At 65.7% G+C, this 21,448-nt stretch carries 18 protein-coding genes; 12 read left to right on the forward strand and 6 right to left on the reverse strand.

Features of this window, described 5'->3' with window-relative positions:
* Positions 1 to 3 precede the first annotated feature (3 nt).
* The 5 genes from ACLIMP_RS21225 (at position 4) to ACLIMP_RS21245 (ending at position 4,860) form a co-directional block, all read left to right on the forward strand.
* Positions 4 to 579: a sigma-70 family RNA polymerase sigma factor gene (locus ACLIMP_RS21225; RefSeq protein WP_185999865.1), complete on the forward strand. Its 576-nt coding sequence runs from the start codon at positions 4 to 6 to the stop codon at positions 577 to 579.
* Positions 572 to 1,264, forward strand: coding sequence for an anti-sigma factor (locus ACLIMP_RS21230; protein WP_324699740.1), 693 nt, complete (start codon positions 572 to 574; stop codon positions 1,262 to 1,264). The genes ACLIMP_RS21225 and ACLIMP_RS21230 overlap by 8 nt, the downstream gene beginning before the upstream one ends.
* An 83-nt stretch (positions 1,265 to 1,347) precedes the next feature.
* Positions 1,348 to 1,908, forward strand: a complete 561-nt coding sequence (locus ACLIMP_RS21235) for a fasciclin domain-containing protein (protein ID WP_443478274.1) — start codon at positions 1,348 to 1,350, stop codon at positions 1,906 to 1,908.
* An 84-nt stretch (positions 1,909 to 1,992) separates the two neighbouring features.
* Entirely contained in the window at positions 1,993 to 2,499 is a 507-nt protein-coding gene (gene msrB, locus ACLIMP_RS21240; RefSeq protein ID WP_443478275.1) for a peptide-methionine (R)-S-oxide reductase MsrB, read from the forward strand.
* A 177-nt stretch (positions 2,500 to 2,676) separates the two neighbouring features.
* Positions 2,677 to 4,860: a TonB-dependent siderophore receptor gene (locus tag ACLIMP_RS21245; RefSeq protein WP_443478276.1), complete on the forward strand. Its 2,184-nt coding sequence runs from the start codon at positions 2,677 to 2,679 to the stop codon at positions 4,858 to 4,860.
* Positions 4,861 to 4,938: 78 nt separating this feature from the next.
* On the opposite strand, the gene ACLIMP_RS21250 is transcribed toward ACLIMP_RS21245, so the two are convergent.
* Complete coding sequence (locus tag ACLIMP_RS21250; RefSeq protein ID WP_443478277.1) at positions 4,939 to 7,068, reverse strand: TonB-dependent siderophore receptor; 2,130 nt, start codon at positions 7,066 to 7,068, stop codon at positions 4,939 to 4,941.
* A 196-nt stretch (positions 7,069 to 7,264) separates the two neighbouring features.
* Here ACLIMP_RS21250 and ACLIMP_RS21255 point away from each other — a divergent pair, with 196 nt between their 5' ends.
* Positions 7,265 to 9,010, forward strand: coding sequence for a M14 family metallopeptidase (locus ACLIMP_RS21255; protein WP_324699744.1), 1,746 nt, complete (start codon positions 7,265 to 7,267; stop codon positions 9,008 to 9,010).
* Between the two features lie 30 nt (positions 9,011 to 9,040).
* On the opposite strand, the gene ACLIMP_RS21260 is transcribed toward ACLIMP_RS21255, so the two are convergent.
* From ACLIMP_RS21260 to ACLIMP_RS21280, 5 genes are read right to left on the reverse strand one after another with little or no spacing between them, the layout of a single operon-like run.
* Positions 9,041 to 9,442, reverse strand: coding sequence for a thiol-disulfide oxidoreductase DCC family protein (locus tag ACLIMP_RS21260; protein ID WP_185999872.1), 402 nt, complete (start codon positions 9,440 to 9,442; stop codon positions 9,041 to 9,043).
* Positions 9,435 to 9,968, reverse strand: coding sequence for a DUF4166 domain-containing protein (locus tag ACLIMP_RS21265; protein ID WP_324699745.1), 534 nt, complete (start codon positions 9,966 to 9,968; stop codon positions 9,435 to 9,437). The genes ACLIMP_RS21260 and ACLIMP_RS21265 overlap by 8 nt, the downstream gene beginning before the upstream one ends.
* Positions 9,965 to 10,438, reverse strand: coding sequence for a DUF2269 family protein (locus ACLIMP_RS21270; RefSeq protein ID WP_054436377.1), 474 nt, complete (start codon positions 10,436 to 10,438; stop codon positions 9,965 to 9,967). The genes ACLIMP_RS21265 and ACLIMP_RS21270 overlap by 4 nt, the downstream gene beginning before the upstream one ends.
* Complete coding sequence (locus ACLIMP_RS21275; protein WP_324699746.1) at positions 10,431 to 11,708, reverse strand: SDR family oxidoreductase; 1,278 nt, start codon at positions 11,706 to 11,708, stop codon at positions 10,431 to 10,433. The genes ACLIMP_RS21270 and ACLIMP_RS21275 overlap by 8 nt, the downstream gene beginning before the upstream one ends.
* Positions 11,709 to 11,718: 10 nt before the next feature.
* A complete protein-coding gene (locus tag ACLIMP_RS21280) occupies positions 11,719 to 12,051 on the reverse strand; it encodes a hypothetical protein (RefSeq protein ID WP_185999875.1) in 333 nt (110 codons plus the stop codon).
* A gap of 175 nt (positions 12,052 to 12,226) precedes the next feature.
* Here ACLIMP_RS21280 and ACLIMP_RS21285 point away from each other — a divergent pair, with 175 nt between their 5' ends.
* From ACLIMP_RS21285 to ACLIMP_RS21310, 6 genes are all read left to right on the forward strand, one after another.
* Positions 12,227 to 13,969 (forward strand): sensor histidine kinase, encoded by a 1,743-nt coding sequence (locus tag ACLIMP_RS21285; protein WP_324699747.1) that lies wholly within the window; start codon positions 12,227 to 12,229, stop codon positions 13,967 to 13,969.
* Positions 13,966 to 15,321, forward strand: a complete 1,356-nt coding sequence (locus tag ACLIMP_RS21290; protein WP_324699748.1) for a sigma-54-dependent transcriptional regulator — start codon at positions 13,966 to 13,968, stop codon at positions 15,319 to 15,321. The genes ACLIMP_RS21285 and ACLIMP_RS21290 overlap by 4 nt, the downstream gene beginning before the upstream one ends.
* 85 nt (positions 15,322 to 15,406) lie before the next feature.
* Positions 15,407 to 15,925, forward strand: a complete 519-nt coding sequence (locus ACLIMP_RS21295) for an RNA polymerase sigma factor (RefSeq protein ID WP_443478278.1) — start codon at positions 15,407 to 15,409, stop codon at positions 15,923 to 15,925.
* A gap of 94 nt (positions 15,926 to 16,019) precedes the next feature.
* Positions 16,020 to 17,024 carry a FecR family protein gene (locus ACLIMP_RS21300; RefSeq protein ID WP_443478279.1) on the forward strand — a complete coding sequence of 335 codons (1,005 nt, stop codon included), beginning with the start codon at positions 16,020 to 16,022 and terminating at the stop codon, positions 17,022 to 17,024.
* 147 nt (positions 17,025 to 17,171) lie between these two features.
* Positions 17,172 to 19,691 (forward strand): TonB-dependent siderophore receptor, encoded by a 2,520-nt coding sequence (locus ACLIMP_RS21305; protein WP_443478280.1) that lies wholly within the window; start codon positions 17,172 to 17,174, stop codon positions 19,689 to 19,691.
* 37 nt (positions 19,692 to 19,728) lie between these two features.
* A complete protein-coding gene (locus tag ACLIMP_RS21310; RefSeq protein WP_443478281.1) occupies positions 19,729 to 21,441 on the forward strand; it encodes a PepSY-associated TM helix domain-containing protein in 1,713 nt (570 codons plus the stop codon).
* Positions 21,442 to 21,448: the final 7 nt, after the last annotated feature.

A 21,448-nucleotide genomic window follows, 5' to 3' on the forward strand; every position in this document is an offset into this window, starting at 1 on the left:
GCAGTGCGAAACGGGAGCAGCGCTAAACCAACGGAGGAGCGGGCAAGGCTCGTCGCCGCGCTCCATCTTGCCGCGGCCAGCGAACCCTCCGGCCTGCGCGCCGTCTACGAAATGACCGCGCCGAAACTATTCGGCATCTGCCTGCGTATCTGCGGCGACCGGGGGGCCGCGGAGGATGTCTTGCAGGATGTCTATGTAAAGGTCTGGCGCCGTGCAGGCGCATTCGATGCGGAGCGCGCCAGCCCGATAAGCTGGCTCGCGGCGATCGCACACAACAGCGCGATCGACTGGCGCCGGTCCCAGCATCGGCATGTCGCGGTGTCGGAAGAAATTCTGGCGGCCATCCCTGACGAAGCGCCCCTGGCGGATGCCGTGTTTGCCGATGAGCAGGAAAATCGGCGGTTGCTCGGCTGCCTGGAAGGGCTCGACAGCTACCAGTCCAACGCGATCCGGCGCGCCTTTCTCGATGGCCTGACCTACCAGCAGCTCGCCGACGAGTTGCAGACGCCGCTCGGGACGATCAAGAGCTGGATCAGGCGCGGAATGCAGAGACTGAAGGACTGCCTGAGCGATGGCTGACCCCGCCGATCCCTTCGGCCGCAGTGATGTGGCGGCGGAACTGGCTCTCGGCCTGCTCGAAGGCGAGGACCGCGCCGCCGCACAGCGCCTGCGCCTGTCCGATCCGGTCTTCGCGGGCGAAGTGGATGCATGGGCCGCGCGCCTGTCACCCCTGCTGGCGGCGATCCCTGCGGCAGAACCTCCAGCACACCTCTGGGACAAGGTTGCCGCCCGCATCGATTCCGGCGCGCCCCGGAACCCTGAACCGGCGCTCATCCGCCGTCTGCGTGCCTGGCGCGCGGGCGCGATTTTCGCCGCTTCCATCGCCGCCTGCCTGGCCCTGTTCATCCTCGTCCGTCCGGCCGAAGATCGCACGAAGATGCCCATGTCGGTTTCGCAACTGGCCGGGGCCGAAGGCTCCGCCACCATGGCGGTCGCTTACGATCCCAAAGCCGGAATGCTCCACCTCAGCCCCCATTCGCTGGGCGGCAACGGCAAGAGCCCGGAACTATGGGTCATCCCGGAGGACGGCGTGCCGCGTTCGCTGGGGGTCATGCAATCGGCGGTCCTGGCGATATCGCCCGACATGCGCCCGATGCTGACGGACGGGGCGACGCTGGCGATCACGCTGGAAGACAGCGCCGGCGCGCCGCACAAGGCACCCAGCACCGCGCCGATCCTCACCGGAAAAATCACCACTATCTGAAGGCCGCTGCGTCCATCGCCGCTTCGGCTCCGTATCTTCCGCGCATTCCAGAAGAATGGAGTGCGGGAAGAAGGATGCCTCAGATGAAAGTGCGATCCAGAACACTAGCAGCGTTGCTCGCCACCGCCGTTCTCATGACCGGCGCGGCGGCCGTCGAAGCGAAGGACCCCATGGTCGGCGGGGCCGCGATGTATGCGAACAAGGACATCATCGACAATGCCGTCAATTCCAGGGACCACACCACCCTTGTCGCCGCGGTAAAGGCGGCCGGACTTGTCGACACGCTCAAGAGCGCGGGGCCGTTCACGGTGTTCGCCCCGACCAACGCCGCGTTTTCCAAACTTCCGGCGGGCACGGTGGATATGCTCCTGAAGCCCGAGAACAAGGCCATGCTTACCGGCATACTGACCTATCACGTGGTGCCGGGACGGATGAGCGCCGCCGATATCGCCGCGAATGCCAAGGCTCACGGCGGAAAGGCCATGCTTACCACCGTGCAAGGCGAAATGCTGACCGCGTGGAAGGACAAGGCAGGCGCATGGTGGCTGACCGATGCCAAGGGCGGCAAGGCCAGGATCACCATCGCGGACGTCATGCAGTCCAACGGCGTGATCCATGTCGTCGACACGGTGCTGATGCCGTGAGATGATGAACCGGCTCATCCACGGGATTCCGGCGGAAGCCGACTTCCCGTGGACGGCCTCCGCAATCCTTCAGGATGACGGCCGATGAACACCCAGGATCAAGGCCCCAAGGATCAAGGGCCCAGCCGCCGCGCATTCCTTGCCGGTTGCGGCTTCATCGCCGCGGCCCTCTGCTCGGCCCCATGCCTCGGCGCGGCGGCAGAGCCGTGGCTCTCGCTGTCGGACACCCAATGGCGGGCCCGCCTGCCACCGCCGGCCTTCGCCGTCCTGCGCCGGGGCGCCACGGAACGTGCCTATTCGAGCCCGCTCCTCGGCGAACACCGCAAGGGCCGGTTCCTCTGCGCCGGCTGCGCCCTGCCGCTGTTTTCATCGCAAACCAAGTTCGACAGCGGCACGGGCTGGCCCAGCTTCCAGGATCATCTTCCCGGCGCGATCACCCTGCGGCAGGACCGCAGCCTGGGAATGATCCGCAAGGAAGTTCGCTGCGCGCGTTGCGCGGGGCACCTCGGCCATGTCTTCGACGACGGACCGCCGCCCACGGGCCTGCGCTATTGCATGAACGGCGCCGCGCTACGCTTCAGCGCGGGCTGACGGTCGCCCTTAAAACGATACTGCGACCTATTTGCAACAACATAGCATAATCTGACCGATAAATTACTGTTCGTCCAATCGAACATTGCCAGTATATTGCATGTGAGAAGCATTCTCATTAGTGGCGCCCCCAACTGATGCCGGGTTCTCCGGACATCGCCATGAGGGGACCCCAGAATGTCCGTCAGAGCCAAGATCCGCGCGTGTTGTTCCCTTTCATCCGTGCTCGCGATCAGCCTGTTCACGGCTGCCAATGCCCATGCCGCAGCCGCCACCGAAGAAACCGCCCCTGACGCAGCGGTTACCGAAGGGCCCGACCCTGACGCGATCGTCGTTACCGGCGCCACCGAAACGACGGGCCTCAGCCTCTCCTCGCGCGAGACGCCGCAGTCGGTCACGGTCATCGACAGCGAGCGGATGCAGGAACAGGGGCTCTACGATATCTCCGAAGTGCTGGAGCAGATCGTCGGCATCCAGACGAACCGATCCAGCGCGCTGGGTACGGACGGCACGAACTACACCGCGCGCGGTTTCGAGGTGAAGAACTACCTGGTGGACGGCGTTGCGCGCCCGAGCAACCTCTACGGCTTCACCGAAGACACCGCCGACATGATCGCTTACGAGCGGATCGAGGTCATCCGCGGTTCCGCCGGCATGATGACCGGCACCGGCCAGCCTTCCGCCGCGATCAACATGATCCGCAAGCGCCCCGGTGAAACCACCCGCGCCAGCGTCTCGGCAACGCTCGGCTCGTGGGACATGTACCGGCTCGAAGGCGATCTTGGCGGCGCGGTGACATCCGATGGACACGTCCGCGCCCGCGTTGCCGGGGCATGGCAGGACAACCAGACCTTCATCGATCGCGAACACGCCAAGCGGCAGGCGCTCTATGGCGTGGTCGAAGCGGACCTCGGCCCGAACACGCTGCTGACCGCGGGGGTGGAATACCAGAACTTCCGCAACGAGGGCGCTTCACGCGGAGGCGTTCCGCTCTACTTCACGGACGGCACCCGGACGCACTTCTCGCGCTCCACCAACGGCGGCGCCAACTGGTCCGACTTCAGCCGCAAGAGCGTGAACCTGTTCGCCTCGGTGGCGCACGATTTCAGCCCGAACTGGCACCTGCAGGTCGATGCCGAGCACAAGTCCGGTTCCTACGACGAGACGATCGGATATTTCTTCGGCACCGCGATCGACAAGGACACCGGCCTTGGCGGCACGCTCTATTCCACCCGGTGGGCATCCGACCTCACGCTCGATGCGATATATGCCAACCTTCGCGGCACCTTCGAGGCATTCGGCCAGGAACAGCATGTCGCGCTGTCGCTCAGCCACGCGCAGTTCGACGACGACCAGACCCCCTACCCCGGCTGGTGGTATGGCGGCGACTACATGAAGTCGGTCAACGCCTTCGAATTCTTCGAGAACGGCGAGACCACCAAACCCGACCTGACGCCCACCGGCGACCTTGCCGGCAACCGCATCCGGACCAGCGCCGCCGCCGGTGTCGCCCGCCTCAAGCCGATCGCCCCGCTCTCCGTGATCGCGGGCGGCCGCCTCACCTGGTGGAAAGGCGACAGCTATGCCGAGGACACGTCCGGCATCCGCACCTGGACGCGGGAAACGGATGAAAAGGCCGTCTTCACGCCTTATGCGGGCCTCGTGCTGGACTTCAGCAAGACCATTTCGGCTTATGTAAGCTACGCGAGCGTCTTCGAACCGCAGACCCAGCGCACCGTCGACGGCGACGTGATCGCCCCGCTCGAAGGCAATACTTACGAAGCGGGCCTCAAGGCGGATTTCCTCGACGGCAAGCTGAGCGCCAGCGCGGCGGTCTTCCGCATGAAGCAGGACAACTATGCCATGGCCGATGGCCCCGGCATCTTTGCACCCGACGGCAGCGCCGCCTATCACGCGGTGTCGGGCATGAAGTCCACCGGCTTCGAACTGGAAGTGAACGGCGAGATACTGCCCGGCTGGCTGGTGGCGGGCGGCTTCGCCAATGCGAAGGCGAAGGACCGCGACGGCGTGCGCCAGTTGCCGCAAATCGCCAAGGACAGCTTCAAGATGTTCACCTCCTACCGCCTGCCAGGAAACCTGGAAGGATTGACCCTGGGCGGCAACTTGCGCTGGCAGGGCAAGACCACGGCGGAAGGTGAAGGGCCCAACGGCGAAGTCTACACGCAAGGCAGCCTTGCGGTCGTCGACCTGCTGGCTAGCTATCGCTTCTCGCAGCGCCTGTCGCTTGCGGTCCACCTCGATAACGTCTTCGACAAGACGTATTATTCGGGCCTGTTCCTCGGCAGCGCCCGCTACGGCATGCCGCGCAACGTCACGGTGACCCTGCGCGGCAAGCTGTAACCCGTAACCTGCAAGCGGGCGCGCGACTGTCCCGAAAGGAACAGGGACGCGCCCGCAAGAAGGCCTAACCGCGTTTCCTCAAAAGCGCATCGTCAACGATCCGGTGACAGAACGCGGTGCGCCCGGGTAGATCCACAAGGCGCTGTAGCTGCTCTGCGCGTAAGTCTGGTCGAGAATGTTGTCCACCTCGATCCGTGCCGTAAGCTGCCGCGTAATCGGGTAAGCAAGGCTTGCCTTGGCCTTGAGGTAGCCGTCCAGCCTCAAGTCGCCGCCATCGAGCGCCGCCGCGCGCGGGCCGACATAAGTGCCGCCCGCGCTCAGATCGAGGTCGCGTCCGGCCAGAGGCAGCTTCGCGAAAAGCTGCACGGTTCCGGAATGACGCGGAACGTTGAGCACGTCGCTGCCGGGAAACGCCGGATCGCGCGCCTCGGCATCGGTGTAGGCGTAGTTGCCGATCAGCCGGATGCGGGACGTAAGATCGATCTCGCCATCGAACTCCACCCCTCGCGAACGGATGCGGCCCACCGTGGCGAGATAGTTTGCATCGGCGGGATCGGCCGCCAGGATATTGCGCTTCGACACACTGAACCAGCTTACACCGGCGCGGAAGGCGGTAAACACCAGCTTTGCGCCGATCTCATAGCCCTTCCCCGTTTCCGGCGCGAAGGCGTTGCCGTCCCTGCCCACGCTGGAGTTGGGCCGGAAGCCCTCACCCCAGTTGGCGTGAAACGCAATGCGACGATCGGGCCGGAAACGCACACCTCCGCGAAACTCCAGCGGCTTGCGCTTCATCCTGCTGGACTGCCCGGTCAGCCGGTTGTCGATGCTCTGCGAAAGACGCTCGTAACGCATGCCCGCCACGAAACTGAGACTGTCGGTCGCCTCCCACATGTCCTGTGCGTAGATGGCGCTGGCCTGCCGGTGCTCCAGTGTCGAAGTGAAAGGCGTCAGCAATCCTGCCGCGCCGCCATAGACGGGGTTCCAGACATCGATCGGATAGGAATTGTCGGCAGTGGGGCGGAAGCGGGCCTGCCAGGTGTCGAAGTCAAGATCGTACCACGTCACCCCCAGGCTGGACCGATGCGTGCCGAATGCCTCGAACACACCGCGAAGCTCCGCCCGCGCGGACCGGTCTTCAAGATTCCAGTCACGCAAACGGCGCTGGCGGCGCACCGTACCATCGGCAAGCAGCGTCGAGGCTTCCGAGGAGAAGCCGTGGATGCGCGCATCGCGGTAGGCACCCCCGCCGACCAGCGACCAGCCCTGCCCCAGATCCTGCTCGACGGTGAGTTGATGCCGCCAGTTGGTCGATGAGACACGTCCGTCGCCAGGCTCGCCGAGAAAACGGTCACGCGGCACTGCCTCGGTATCTGTGCCGATAGCCGGGATGCCCCGGTCAAAGGGGGAGCGGAAGGCGATGTACTCGCCCTGGTAGATCAGGGTCGTGCCCGGCGCGAGGCGCCAACCGATCGAGGGCGCGAAGAGACGGCGGCGCAAATCCACATGGTCTCGGAAACCGTCGCTGTTCTCGATCGCGCCGACCAGCCGGATGGCAAGGTTTGCGGCAAGCAGCGATTCCACGTCGCCCTCCAGCCGCCAGGTGGCGAAGGAGCCCGCGCTCGCGGTCATCGTGCCGCCCTGCTCGAATTGCGGCTTCTTGGTCACCACGTTGACCACGCCGGCCGGGTCCACCGAACCGAACACCGCCCCCACCGGGCCTTTCAGCACCTCGATCCGCTCGACATTCGCGGGATCGCGCGGCGGGCCAAAGCCGCGATTGGCAAGAAAGCCGTCCACGAAATACTCCGCGCCCGTATCGGGCGTGCCTAGAAATCCGCGGATCGCGTAATTGTCCCGCAGCCCGCCGAGATTGTTCTGCTGGGAAATGCCGCTCACCAGTTCCAGCGCATCGGCGAGGCGGCGGACGCCGTAATCGTCAAGGATCGTCCGGTCGAGGGCAATGCTCGCCTGCGACATGCGCTCGGTCACGAGGTCTGAACCGTTTACCCGGTCGATCCGGCTGCGACCAAGCACCACGATCTCGTCCACCGAGGCGTGGTCGTGATCGCGATCCTCTTCCCGGGCACGCGTCTCTTCGCGATCGGTTTCGGCGGCAAGGACCGGGAGAGGCGCCGTGGCAGCACCAAGCATGAGAGCGGCACCAAGCACGTTGGAAACCGGACGATCGGGCATTTGCGGGGTCCGCATGGTCGAAGCGCTTTCTGACAAAGTGTTGCCCGCGGCCGATTTTCGGCGGGAGCAATTGCGTAATGATATATTGTCACATAAAGCCGGCGCCGAGCTACGCAAGATCAAAAAGGCCGAAATCGCCGTGCACAAATCGTCTACCCCATCGCGACGCCTGCGATGCCCGTCTCGCTCCCTGAGAGGGGCGGCAACGGGCGTGATCGGCCTGCTCCTTGCCATCGGCCCCGCAGCCGCGCAGGAGCGTCCTGCGCTCCCGCCGGTGCTGCCCTGGTCGGGGAAAAGCGAAAGGTCGATCGCCCGGATGGACGATCCCTGGATCACCCCCGCCGAATGGGCCGGCTTCCGGAAAACGCCCAGTCACGAGGAAACGCGGGCCTGGCTGGAGAAACTGGTCGCCGCCTCGCCGCTGCTGGCGCTGGAGAACTTCGGCAAGAGCGCCGAAGGCCGGGATCTCTATCACGTCCGCGCCAGCAGCGGCAGCAACAGGCCGGTCGTGCTGATACAGGCAGGCATCCACGCTGGCGAGATCGACGGCAAGGACGCCGGTCTCATGCTGCTGCGCGACATTGCGCTGCGCGGCAAGGCAGACCTGCTCGACAAGGTCGATCTTGTTTTCGTTCCGATATACAATGCCGACGGCCACGAGCGCGCCAGCCCGCGAAACTTCCCGCACCTGCGCGGCCCCGACAATCCGGGCACGGTCGCCACGGCGCAAGGTCTCAATCTCAATCGCGACTATGCCAAGGCCGATGCACCGGAAACGCAGGCGATGCTGTCTCTCTTGCGCCGGCTGGACCCAGTTCTCTACATTGACATGCACGTCTCGGAAGGCTTCGACCACGCCTATGACGTGACGTACACTTCGGCAGGCTGGGGGCGGCATTTCCAGTCGCAGGCGATAACAGAATGGCTGAACGGCCCGTTTCGCAGCGGCGTGGATGCCTTCCTGCGCGGGATGGGACACAACCCCCATTTCTATCCGAGCGCCAATGACGACCGCGATCTCGACAAGGGCCTGCGCATCGCCGCCGAAGGACCGCGCTATTCGACCGGCTATGGCGACTTCGCGCGCATACCGACGGTCCTTGTCGAAATGCACAACCTCAAGCCCTACCGCCAGCGGGTGCTGGGCGCCTATGCGATGATGGAAGCCGCACTGCGCCAGACCGCCCGGGACCTGCCGCACTTGCAGGGAGCCATTTCCCGCGACCGTGCCGAGCGTCCCGAAACGCTCGCCCTGCGCTGGCAGCGGGATGACAGTCCGCTGGAATGGATCACGTTTTCCGGCGTGGCGCACGAGACCTATCGCTCCCCGGCCACGGGCGAGATGGAACTGCGCTACCTCGCCAGGCCCCACCAACTGCGAATACCGGTGTTCGGGCAGAAGCCCGTGCTGACCGTCACCCTGCCCGAAGCCTGGTGGGTTCCTGCGGGCGCCACCGAAGTGATCCGGCGGCTAGACCTGCACGGCATCGCCTATGAACGCATCGAGGCTCCGCGCACCCTGGATCTCGACATGGTGCGGCTGATCCACGCCCGGCCCGGCCCGGTGAGCGAAGGACGCATGACGGTAGGCGGCGAGATGATTCACGAGACCCGCCGGGAAACGATGCCTTCAGGCTCCCTGCGCATTCCGCGGGATCAGCCGCGCGGGCTGCTTGCCGCCGAATTGCTGGAACCCGAAGCAGTGGATTCGTTTCTCGCCTGGGGCTTCTTTCCCGGCATTATCCAGATGCCGGATACACCTGACCGCCTTGCCAGCCTGTCCGTGGCGGAAGAACTGCTCCGAGCCGACCCCCAGGTTCGCGCCCAATTCGAGAGCAGGCTGGCGCAGGACGCGCAATTCGCGAACGATGCCGATGCCCGCCTTGCCTGGCTTGTTGCCCATACGCCGTTCGGCGACGACCGCGCAGGGCTCTATCCCATCGGACGCGAATTGTAGGCAGAGCGCCGTACCGTATCCGGGCGGCTGTCAGAGCATGCGATCCGCATCCTCCGGCAGGGGCAACCAGCACGTCTCCCGGCGGCCGAAGATCCGATAGCGGTTGCGCGCGATCAGGCGATAGGCGCGGTCCCGCACGAAACGAGGGACGAAGCGGGCCGCGCCGGCGATGCGCCACGGCCATCCCAATCCCGCGTAGATGGAAATGACGGCATCGCTGTCCCGAAGCACCTTCTTACCGTCGATCACCAGAATCGTGTCAGGGTCGAGAGGATCGACGCCGTGCTGCCGGAACAGCGCGGCCCCGATCTCGCCCTGCATCGGCGCCAGAAGGTACCGCCGCGCCCGGTCGTGCTTCAGGACGAACTGCGCATTGGCGGAGCAAAGTACGCAGTTCCCGTCGAACAGGATGATCGGGTGACCTTCAGGCATCGCGCCGTTCCATGCTGCCCGTGTAGCGAATGACACGGCCCAGCCAAGGAAGACTGACCGGCACGTCGAATATGTAGCGCCCCCGCTCCTCCCGCTCGCTGGCGTGGCAGCGAGGCCGCATCCAGGAAGGCAGGGCCAGGCCGAGAAACCGGAATTCCTCAAGGTCCAGCAGCAACCGTCCGTCCTTCACCGACAGCCGGAAAACATTTGTGGCCGGTCCCATCCGCTCCACCACGCGCCCGCCTTTGACGGAGAGATCACTTCGATAGCTGCGGCCAGCGAATGTCCGCAGCCAGTTCTCATGGCCCTCACTTCTCTCGAAGATCACCATAACCGGCACGCCCCGGCCCCGCGCAGGCAGATTCATCACTCGGCACAGCAGCCAAGCGGCGGGATTACGGCTGACCGTGATGTCGGCAAGCCCCTCCCAACGCTGTCTGTCGGAAGCGTCATGCGCCTCCTGCAGCAGCGGCGGCAGTGCATCCATCTCTTTTCCGAGCAACTGGCGAAACAACGGCGGGCTCACAACACGATCTCCGGTTTGGCTACCATCAGCCAGAAGATGACGATCACCCCGGCGAATGCCGGCCAGCCGAGCGCGAACCACCAGCGCGAGAGACGCAAGTAGCACGCCGGCAGCGCTTCGCCATCAGGGGTCTCGTCGGCGATCCGGCGCATCGCGATCTGGATGAAGACCACCGGTACCCAGCAGGCCCCCACAACGACATAGAGCGCCATGGCCAGCACCAGCCAGCCGCTCGTCAGCGGAAAGCCCGCGATCCGCGCCAGCCACACGCCCGTCACCGGTTGGACGATAACGGCGGGTGTCGTGAACAGCCAGTCTGCCAGAACCACATTGCGGTTCACCGCCCGACGCGCGGCCAGCGGTCCGCTCCGGTTCACCATCCAGCCGTGGAACGCGGTGCCGAGGCCGGTCCCGAACAGCAGCGTGGAACTGAGAATATGGATCAGCTTGAGAAGCAGGTAATCATCCACGGCGCATCTCCAGAACATGCACGACCAGCGAAAGGCCGAGCACGGCAAGGTTCTTGACGAGCGGCCCGAACGGGTCCGCCCAGAGTTCGGGGGCGATCGTGGTGAGGATCGCGGTATAGACGCCCATCAGCGCCACGCCCGCAAGCGCGGCACCGTGCCGCCGGGCCGCAATGGCCAGTCCCACCGCAATGTCGGCCAGCGATCCGGCCCAGAGCACGGCGAAAGCAGCCGCGCCGCCCAATCCCAGCTTTGCGAGCCAGGCATCGATCGCGAAGCCCGGCGCCGCTCCGATCGAGACCAGTCCCCCTGCGAGCCAGACCAGCGCCAGCAACCACCGCGCCACCGGGATCACCGGCGCCAGCCGGGCTGCCGCCACGTCGGCCGCCGTCGCCGGATGCAATGCAAGCATCTGCTCGACGGGGCTGGGCCTGCCCTCCGTCGCTTCAAGAAGGTGCGCCATCGGCGCGGTATTCCCCGCCTCCAGCATTGCCAGGCTCTCCGGTGTCGCCGGACCGATCCCGAGGCGAGCGGCCAGCGCCAGCAGATTGCGGGGGACAGCAAGCTGCGGCGCCCTGCCCCGGCCCAGCCAGCGCCGGATGACGGCGGTCAGTTCATCGGTGGTCATCGGCTCAGGCCCAACGGCATCGAGGCGATGATGCAGCGGGGCAGGCGCTCGAAGCAGACGCAGCAGGATATCGACGAGATCGTCGACATGGATCGGCTGCACCTGCCATTGCCCGGTTCCGAGACGCGGAACGATGGGCAAGGCGGCGAGCGCCGCGAACAACGCCATGCTCGCGCCCCCCCTGCCGAGCACCAGCGACGGCCGCACGACCGCCCAGCCCATCACTGTCCCATCCGCTCCGAGCCGCGCGAGATAATCGTCCGCCGCGCGCTTGCTGCGATGGTAAGGCGTGACGCCGGTGTGGTCAGCCCCCAGCGCCGAAACCTGGATCACCCTGCCGACCCCTGCCGCGAGAGCCGCGTCGAACAGCGCTGTGGCACCGTGTTCGTGCACGCCGGCATAGTCGGCTCCCCGTCCGATGATCCCGGCGCAGTTCACGATCGCGTCGACCCCGCGCAGCCTTTCGGCCCATTGCGCGCGATCGTCGCGGGCGAGATCGCAGGCGATGGTTTCCACACCTGCAAGCCTGCGCGACAGGCTCTTCGGTTCGCGCCCGGCAGCGACGACCTGCAGTCCTTCGACTACCAGCCGTCCTACCAGATGCCGCCCGATGAAGCCTCCGGCTCCGACGACGAGTACCCGCATCCCTTCCTCCTCAGGCGTCATGGAAAGCGTGGCGGGGGGTGCGGCTCCATACCGCGAAGCCCATGCCGACGAGCGCCAGAAGCACACCCATGAGAGCGCTCGTCATGGTGCCCTGCACAAGCTCGGTCGGATCGGTTGCGACGCCTCTCAGCGAAACGAACAGCAGCGGCGTGGCCACCATCATCACCACCGACCAGACTGCCCAGAACCGCGAGCGCTGCTCCGTCCCGCACAGTTCGGCCAGCAGGATCGAGAGCGGTCGCCACAGCACTACCGCAGCAAGCGTCGCGATCAGCGCAGTCAGCGCATAAGTCAGCAGAAGGGCGGCAATCGGTATCAACATGGCAGTTTCCTTCGGAATCGCCGCTCCGGCTTGGCGCGGCGTCGGCAACCCATTCGCAAGTGGCATGCCAATTGCTCGATCATTCCGTGAATGCCCGGAATCCGAGCTTTTTCGAGGGCCCGGCCCGCGCAGATGTTAACGACGTGAACGGAAAACGATGATAGAGCCGTCAACGATGGATACAGCGATCGGCATCACTGCCTACGTCGGCGCGCTCACGCTGACAGCGATTGCCAGCTTCCTGCTGGGAGGCTTCGTGCTGATGCGCGCCCGAAAGCTGCCGGGATCGTCACTGCTCGCCGCCTTCCTTGCCGGAGTGGGCATCTGGAGCATCGCGCAAGTGGCGCCGGCCGTCATCGGCCTGCGGGCCGGGCCGTTCACCGTCCCCCTCATCGCTCTCTCGCCCCTGCCCGCTGCTGCCTTCGTTCACCTTGTCTTTGCATTCGCGCTATGCGGATCGTTGCGCCCTGTCGCGCTGGCAAGCTATGCCCTGGCAAGCTTCGCCGCCTTGGTCGGGCTCCTCTTCGGGGTCGGCGAGGTCATACCCTGGCACGGGTTTGCGGGCTTCTTCGTCCCTTCGCCGGTGGGATGGGGTGTGCTGGGCGTGGCGGCCATCCTGTCGGTCGCGGGACATCTGCGGCTCCTCCGGGTCTGGCGGCGGCAGGCCGGGCTGCAGGGACAACAGGCCGGCGCCGTATTCGTCTCCAGCCTGCTTGGCCTCGCGGCTCTCTCCGGCTTTGCCTTTCCCGCGTTCGGGATCGATGCCTACCCATGGCCGGTACTGCTCCTGCCCCTCTATTCGGTTGCGCTCGTCTACGGCATCGTGCGCCACAACTTCATGCTGGCCGATGTCTGGGCACGCCGCGCCCTGGTCTGGCTGCTGCTCATCGCGGGGGCCGGAGGGGCAAGCGTGTTCATCGCCGCATTGCCGCTGGCCCTTGCGGATCGTCCGGTGGGTTTCCTCGCGACCTGGACCGCACTGGCCGCCACGCTCATGCTGGGACTGGCGATCCTCACTCCGCTCAAGCGCATGGCCGATCGCTTCGTCTTTCCCGGCGCGCGGATCGAAGAAGCGGACATCGCGGGATGGCGCGACCTTCTGGCACAGGCTTCCGACGAGACAGAACTGACGGCCATGGCCAATGAGCTGCTGCAACGACACCTTGCGCTTCCTGCAGGGGGGCCCGACCTTCGGATAGACGGGGATTCCGTCTCCCTGCGCGGTTGGGAAGATGCCCCCGCAGCCACCCGCCACGCTGCCGAGCGCTTCGCCGAGATTGCCGCCGAAAGCGCAAGGCGCCTGTCCTCCGCACGCCGCCTCGTCGATGCGGAACGCGAAGCGCGCCTTGCCGAACTGGGCGCTCTTGCGGCAACGGTGGCGCACGATCTGCGAAACCCGCTGGGCATCGTCCAGATGGCCGCCACAGCCGCACCGCCCGGCGTCCGCGCCGAAATCGGCGAGCAGGTGGCGCGGATGAACGCGCTCGTCACCGATATTCTCGACTATGCCCGCGCCTGGACGATCGCCCCCCGGCCGCTGCGTCTGAGTGAACTGCTCACCTCGTTCGGGGTGGATACCCAGGTGCCGCCGGACCTAGAAGTGATGGCGGACCGGATGGCCCTGGTCAGGGCACTGACGAACCTGATCGACAATGCCCGCGCCATGGGGACACAGGTATCGGTGATCGCCGAGGATGGTCGCGCCGTCACCATCGACGTCTGCGATGATGGCCCGGGCATCGCGCCCGAAATCGCGGCAAACCTGTTCCGCCCCTTCGTGTCTCGCCGTCCGGGAGGGACGGGCCTTGGCCTCGCCATCGTCCGGCGGATCATGGAGGCACACGGCGGCACCGTGACACTCGCCGACCGCCCCGGCTGGTCAACCTGCTTTCGCCTGACTTTCGAGAGAGCCCTATGATCCTGCTGGCCGATGACGAACCCGCATTCCAGCGCCTGACCGCCGGATGGCTGCGCTCGCTGGGACACGAGGTGATCACCGCAGGTGACGGCGACACGGCGCGGTCCGCCTTCGAGGCCCATGGAGCCGACGTGGTCCTGCTGGACCTCGCAATGCCGCCTCACCACGATCCCGAAGCCGGTCTCGCCCTGATCCGCCAATTCGCGCCCTCTCCGGTCGTGGTGATGACAGGCCACGCGGACCAGCCCCTCGCGCTCAAGGCGATCGAGGCGGGTGCATGGGATTTCCTCGCCAAGCCAGTCGACCCGGACATGCTCAAGGTCGTCGTCGAACGCGCGCTGGAACGCGCGCGTCTGGCCCGGGAACTCGCCGCGGCCCAGGCCCGCGAACATGCCGCCGAAGACATGGGCCTTATCGGCCAATCGCAGGCCATGGTGTCCTTGCGCGACCTGATCCGCCGCGTGGCCCCCACTGCCTTGCCGGTCATGGTGCTGGGGCCGAGCGGCACCGGCAAGGAACTCGTGGCGCGGGCGATACACGCTGCCTCGCCGCGCGCGGCGCGCACGCTGGTCCCGGTCCATTGCGGCGCGGTTCCGGCGGACCTGCTCGAAAGCGAATTGTTCGGCCACCTCAAGGGCAGCTTCACCGGGGCCCACGCCGACCGACCCGGGCTTGTCGAAACCGCGTCGCACGGAACCCTGTTCCTTGACGAAATCGGTGAGATGCCGGCGGCGATGCAGGTCAAGCTGCTGCGCTTTCTCGCCGATGGCAGCTACCAGCCGGTCGGCGCACGGGACGTTCGTCATGCGAATGTCCGGATAATTGCCGCCACGCACCGCGACCTTGCCGCCGCCGTGGCCGAGGGCAGCTTCCGCGAGGATCTCTACTACCGGTTGAAAGGCGTCGTCCTCAAGGTGCCGGCCCTTGAGGACCGAGCCGGAGACGTGGCGCTGCTGGCCAGGGTGTTCCTGCGGCGCATCGATGGTGCTCCCGCCCATTTTGCGCCCGGCGCACTGGAATGGCTGGAAGGCCATGGCTGGCCCGGAAACGTGCGCGAACTGCGTTCGGTAGTCGAATGCGCCGCCGCGCTGGCCCCCCAGAGCCCCGGTGGCAGGGTCATCGGCATCGCCGACCTCGCCTTCGCCATGGGAGAGGATGCCGCAACGGCCGTCGCCGAAAGCCCGCCGCCTTCCTCCCGCCAGTCGTTGCAGGAGGAAGTGATGGAACTGGAACGGCGGCGCATCACCGAAGCGCTGGAACGCACGGGCCACAATCACACGCATACCGCGCGTGAACTGGGCCTCTCCCGGGTAGGCCTGCTCAAGAAGATGGACCGGATGGCACTGCGCTAGGCGGCGAAGTTTCCACGCAGCCTAAGGCCGGCAACACTGTTGCGAACCGGTCGCAAATGCCCTAGCGGCTATCTCTCTGTAATGCATGAACGGGTGGCGAGTCTTGGCGGATCGGGCGCTGAAACGCCTGTATCTGACGCATAAGCGCTCGGTGCAGGATTATCTTACACGGAAGCTGCGAGACCCGGTTCTGGCCGCAGACCTCACTCAGGATGCTTTCGTGCGGATCGCGGAGAGCGGACGGCTGGATACGATCGGCAATGCCCGGTCCTATCTCTATCGCACCGCGCACAACCTCGCGATAGACCACGTCCGCAAGCCGGAACGGCGCTACACCGAACACGCGGATGACGAGCGTATTGCCAATGTCCCCGAAGACATCCCCGCGGTGGACGACACCGTCGCGGCCCGGCAAACGCTGGAACGCCTGCATGACGTAGTAGGCGAGTTACCGGAACGAACCCGGCATGTGTTCGTGCTGAACAAGATCGAGGGCCTCAGCTATGCCGAGACGGCAGACCGCCTCGGCATTTCGGAGAGTTCCGTGCAAAAGCACCTGCGTATGGCGCTGGCCCATGCGATCAAGCGCCTGAAGCTCCAATAGACATGGCGATGCAGCGAAATTTACTCCCGATGGACGCGCCGACCGTCCTCCATGGTGATCGCACGAAGCGATCATCCGTCAGGGGCGGGCGATCATGAACAGCGAAACACCTGCCGACGGGCAGCGGATCGACGATATCGCGGTGGAATGGATCATCCGGCTCGGCGGCGAACCTCTCGGCGAGCATGAAAAGCAGGCGCTCGATGCCTGGCTCCAGGCAGATCGTCGCCATGCGGCGGCCTTTGACCACGCCAGATCGACCTGGGCCAGTCTCGGCGCCCTTGCCGAACATCCCGGCCGCCTGCTGGAAGACTTGCCCCCCGCAGCTCGCGCGGTGGCTCCCAGCTTGCGGAACCGCGCCTTGCACCGGATCGTGAGCGCGGGTGCAATCGCCGCCTGCGCGGGCCTCCTCATCGGCACGGGCTCGCTGTGGTACGGCGATCCGCTGACCATGTTGCGGGCCGACTATCGCACCGGAACCGGAGAAACCCGGATGGTGACGCTGGCGGACGGATCGCGCGTGCAACTCGGCCCGGACAGCGCCATAGCCGCGCGGTTCAGCGGAACGGAACGCCGCGTCGATCTTCTGGCGGGGGTCGCAGCCTTTGCAGCCGTTCCGAAAGCACGGGCGGGGAATCGTCCCTTCATCGTGTCGGCCGCCAACGGCGAGGCACGCGCCCTGGGCACCCGCTTCATCGTGGACCGCGTTCCCGGATCGGTGAGCGTGACCGTGGCGCAGCACCAGGTCCGCGTTTCGGCGAGCGGCGGATCGACGGCCCGCGCGGCCGTCCTGTCGCCCGGACAGCAGGTCGAATATGGCGCAGGCGGTCTCAGAGCAGCGAGGCGGATCGACGTGGATCAGGCCCTGAGTTGGCAGCGCGGACGCCTGATCGTCAATGCGGCGCCGCTGGGAGATGCGGTCGCCCGGTTCAACCGTTACCGTCACGGCCGCATAGTGGTGGCGCGGTCCGCGCTGGCAACGCGCAAGGTCAGCGGCGTCTTCGATACCAACGACATCCAGGGCGCAGTGGCGACGATCGCAGGCGAGCTCAAACTCCGGACCATGCGGGTGGGTCCGCTCCTGACGCTTCTCTACTGAGGTTCTCTTTTTTCCGCGCCTGACGAATTTCTCGAATATTTTTACCGGACCTGCCCCACTCCCCCGTCCTTCCCCTTGAGAGACGCTAATGCATGTCATTCGCGCAATTCAATCTGGCAAGGGAATGATCGAATGGGGGTTGGTTACATGGGGACCGCAAACGGCGGGTACCGGGCCGCGAGTCTTGCAACGGCAAGCGTTCTGGCGCTGCTTGCCGGGGGCTTCGCGCTTCCCGTGGCAGCGGGTGCGCAGGCCCCGGTCGCTGCGCGGCAGGGACAGGTCGCGTTCGACATTCCGGCGCAGGACCTGAACAGAGCGCTGCTCACGCTTACCGACAAGGCCGGGCTCCAGATTTTCTACGACCTGGAAAAGGTCTCCGGAAAGCAGAGCACGGCCGTTCGCGGCAATTTCGCGCCGGCAGAGGCGCTCTCGCGGCTGCTGTCGGGAACCGGCCTGACGTTCCGCTTCCTCAACGGCAACCGGGTCCAGATCGAACCCGCGCCGAAATCGGGCGACGGCGCGGTGCAACTCGGTCCGGTCCGTGTCGAGGGCGCTGGAGACGCCGCAACCGGACTTGCCGCCAGTTCCGCATCGGACATGCTCTCGTCGGAAGGGTCGCGCTCCTATACGGCCCGCGGAGCCGTCACGTCCTCCAAACTGCCGCTGACGCTTCGGGAAACGCCGCAATCGGTCACGGTCATCACCCGCCAGCAGATCGAAGACCGCAACTTCATGACGATCGACGACGCGGTCGAGGCGGCAACCGGGATGTCCGCCACCACGGCCAACCTCGGTTCGAACACCTTCAACGCGCGCGGTTTCTCGGTCGGCGCAACCCAGATCGACGGTATCCCCGGCGCGGGCGGAACGACGGGCGGATACACGCCCAATTCCGCGATGTTCGACCGGATCGAAATCGTGCGAGGCGCGGCGGGGCTGGTCACGGGCACGGGCAACCCCGGCGGCGTCGTCAACCTCGTGCGCAAGCGTCCGCTGGAAGAACAGCGATACGGGCTCGTCCTTCACGCCGGCAGCTGGAACCAGTTTCGCGCCGAAGCGGACATCAGTGTCCCGGTAACCGACTGGCTTCGCGTGCGCGGGGTCGCGGCTTACGAGGACCGCAAGTTCTTCGTGGACCTGCAACACGCCAAGCGGCCGCTGTTCTACGGCATCGCCGAGGTCGATGCGACCTCGACCACGCTTGTGACCCTGGGCGCAAGCTATGAGGAGAACCGGACCGACAGCTTCTTCAACAGCGGCCTGCCGCTCTATTCCGACGGTACCGACCCCCATCTGCCGCGCTCCTCACGCGGGCTCGCTCCCGGATGGAACTTCTTCGATGTCGAGGCGAGCAACATCTTCGGCAGCGTCGAACAGCAACTCGGCGGCGCATGGAAAGCCAGGGTTTCGGCGAACAAGCAGCACTGGATGCAGGTCTACGTCTCGCCGAACATCAATGCCGCAATCGATCCCGTCACCGGAATCGGTCCGCGCCTGACCAGCAGCATCTCGAAGATCTACAACCCGCGCGACCGCCTGGGCTTCGACGGTCAGGTCAGCGGCGATGTCCGGCTGTTCGGCCGATCGCACGAGGTCATGCTGGGCGCGTCCTATGCCAGCGAGACTGTCAAGAAACCGAAGACGGCGGTGGGAACCGTCGTCCCGGTGGTGCAATCCATCTTCGATGCCGATCCCTGGGCGACGCCGGAACCGGACTTCCCCGAACCCACGCCCACCGGTCGGTACAGCAAGACCGAAGAGACTGGCATCTACGGCGTGGCCCGGCTGAACATCGCTGATCCGCTGAAGATCATCCTCGGCGGGCGACTGAGCACCTACAAGACCGATACGCGCGCCAACCTGACCTCGGCCCATGCGCTGACCAAGGAGAGCAACGTCTTCACCCCTTATGGCGGGATCATTCTCGACGTAAGCCGCAACTGGTCGGTCTATGCCAGTTACGCCGATATCTTCCGGGTCCAGAACACCCTCTACACCGCGGATGGCACGACGCTGGAGCCCGCTGTGGGCGCGAATTACGAGTTCGGCGTCAAGGGCGAGTTCTACGGCGGCAAGCTGAACACCTCTTTCGCGCTATTCCGCATCGTCGAGAGCAACCGCTCGCAGCAGGACCCGGACAACCCGGCACCCTGCGCCGGTTCGCCGACGGGGGATGCCTGTTATGTCGCCGATGGCAAAGTGCGCGGACAGGGCTTCGAAACCGAGATTTCAGGCGAAGTCGTTCCCGGTCTCCAGGTCATCGCAGGCTATACCTATACCGACACGAAATACCTGCGCGATCGCACTGCAACCGGCGCGCCAAGCGCAAACGAGGGGCTCGCGTTCAACACCACCACCCCGAAACACCTGCTTCGGGTCTGGTCGACCTATACCCTGCCGGGCAAGCTGGACCGGCTGACCGTGGGCGGCGGCGTCAACGCGCAGAGCCGCATCTACCGCCTGTCCGGCATCTACACGATCGAGCAGAAGGCCTATGCCCTCGTCAGTGCGCGGGTCGCGTTCGACGTCAACGAGCACGTGAAGCTCGCCGTCAATGCCAACAACGTGTTCGACAAGCGCTATTACCAGCGCATCGGCACGCTGGCCTCCGACAACCGCTATGGCGAACCCCGCTCGGTCCTGTTCAACGCCCGGTTCACCTACTGATGCCGGAACGCCGGTCATGCACCCCGGAGGCGGGACGATGAAGGAAGGCTTTCGCCAGTCGATGGCCTGGCTGCATACCTGGACCGGCCTGCTGGTCGGCTGGGTGCTGTTCTTCGTGTTCATGACCGGCACGACCGGCTACTTCGACGATGAGATCACCCGGTGGATGCAGCCGGAGCGACCGCTGGCCACGGTTTCCGCCTACGTGCCACAGGCCCAGGGCGTAGCGAGAGCCCAGGCATTTCTCGAAAGCAAGGCACCCGGCGCGCAGCGCTGGTCGATCGGCCTGCCGGGCGGACGCGGGGAAACGGCTTGGACCCTGTCCTGGCCCAAGGCCGGCGGAGACAGGGACAAGACGCGCCCGCAGCGAAGCACGCGCGGGGAACACGGCGAAAGAGGCGGCAGGAACCAGCGCCTGGTGTTCGACCCCCAGGCGGGAAGCGCGGTGCCGGTGTTGTCCGGCGCCATGGGCCGCGAGACCGGCGGCGGCGTCGGGCTCTATCGCCTCCACTACCAGCTTCATTACGTGTCCCACGCCAGCGCCATCCTGATCGTGGGGGCCTGCACGATGATGATGTTGCTCGCGGTGCTGAGCGGGGTCATTACCCACAAGAAGATCTTCAAGGATTTCTTTACCTTCCGCCCCGGGAAGGGTCAGCGCAGCTGGCTGGACATCCACAATGTCATCAGCGTTACCGCGCTGCCGTTCTTCCTGATGATCACGTATACGGGCCTCATGTTCTTCATGTACGCCTACATGCCGGCGGCCATGAACCTTGCCTATGGTTCCGACCGGCAGTGGGAGAACGACGGCTACACCAATCCGCTCAACCCGCGCGCCAATGGGCAGTTTCAGCCAGGCGCAGGCGGCGAACGGCGCGGACCGTCCATCCCCGCCAGCGGGATTCCCGCGCCGCTCGCCGATCTGTCCGATCTGGTCATGAAGGCGGAGGCGCGATGGGGCCGGGACCGGATCGAAAACGTCACCGTCACCCACCCGGGAGACCGCAATGCGCGCGTGGAGATCACGCGTGCCGCAATCGGCCTCACCACCGGCCGCGACGACCGTCTGACGTTCGACGGCATCACCGGCGCGCTGCTTCGCGGGCCGCCGGAGCGCGCACGGAGGACATGGCAGGTTCAGGACAGCATGATCGCCCTGCACGAAGGCCTGTTTGCCGGACCTGTCATGCGCTGGCTCTACTTCCTGTCCGGGCTGCTCGGCTGCGGCATGGTCGGCACCGGACTGGTGCTCTGGACGGTCAAGCGGCGGCAGAAACAGATCAGGGCCGGACGGACGGATTTCGGATTTCGCCTCGTCGAATGCCTCAACATCGCGGCGATCCTTGGCCTGCCGCTTGGCATCGCCGCCTATTTCTGGGCCAATCGCCTGCTGCCTGCCGCCATGCCCGAACGCGTGGCATGGGAGTTCCACAGCCTGTTCCTCGCGATCGGCGCGATGCTGTTCTGGGCCTCTGTCCGCAAATCCGGCAAGGCGTGGGCCGAAGGCCTGTGGACCTGCGCGGCCGCATACCTCCTGCTTCCGGTGCTGAACGCCCTCACCACCGAGCGTCATCTCGGCGTCACGCTGCCCTCCGGTGACTGGGCGCTGGCCGGCGTCGACCTGACCATGCTGGCCATCGGCATCGTGCTGGCAGCGACGGCGCGCCGCGTAAGCCACCGCCTGCCGGTAGCCCGCATCGCTCGACCTGCCGTCGAAGGCAAGGCCGCCCGACCGGAGGCAGCGTGAATGGACT

The sequence above is a fragment of the Novosphingobium aeonii genome (assembly GCF_052279045.1).
Taxonomy (GTDB): domain Bacteria; phylum Pseudomonadota; class Alphaproteobacteria; order Sphingomonadales; family Sphingomonadaceae; genus Novosphingobium.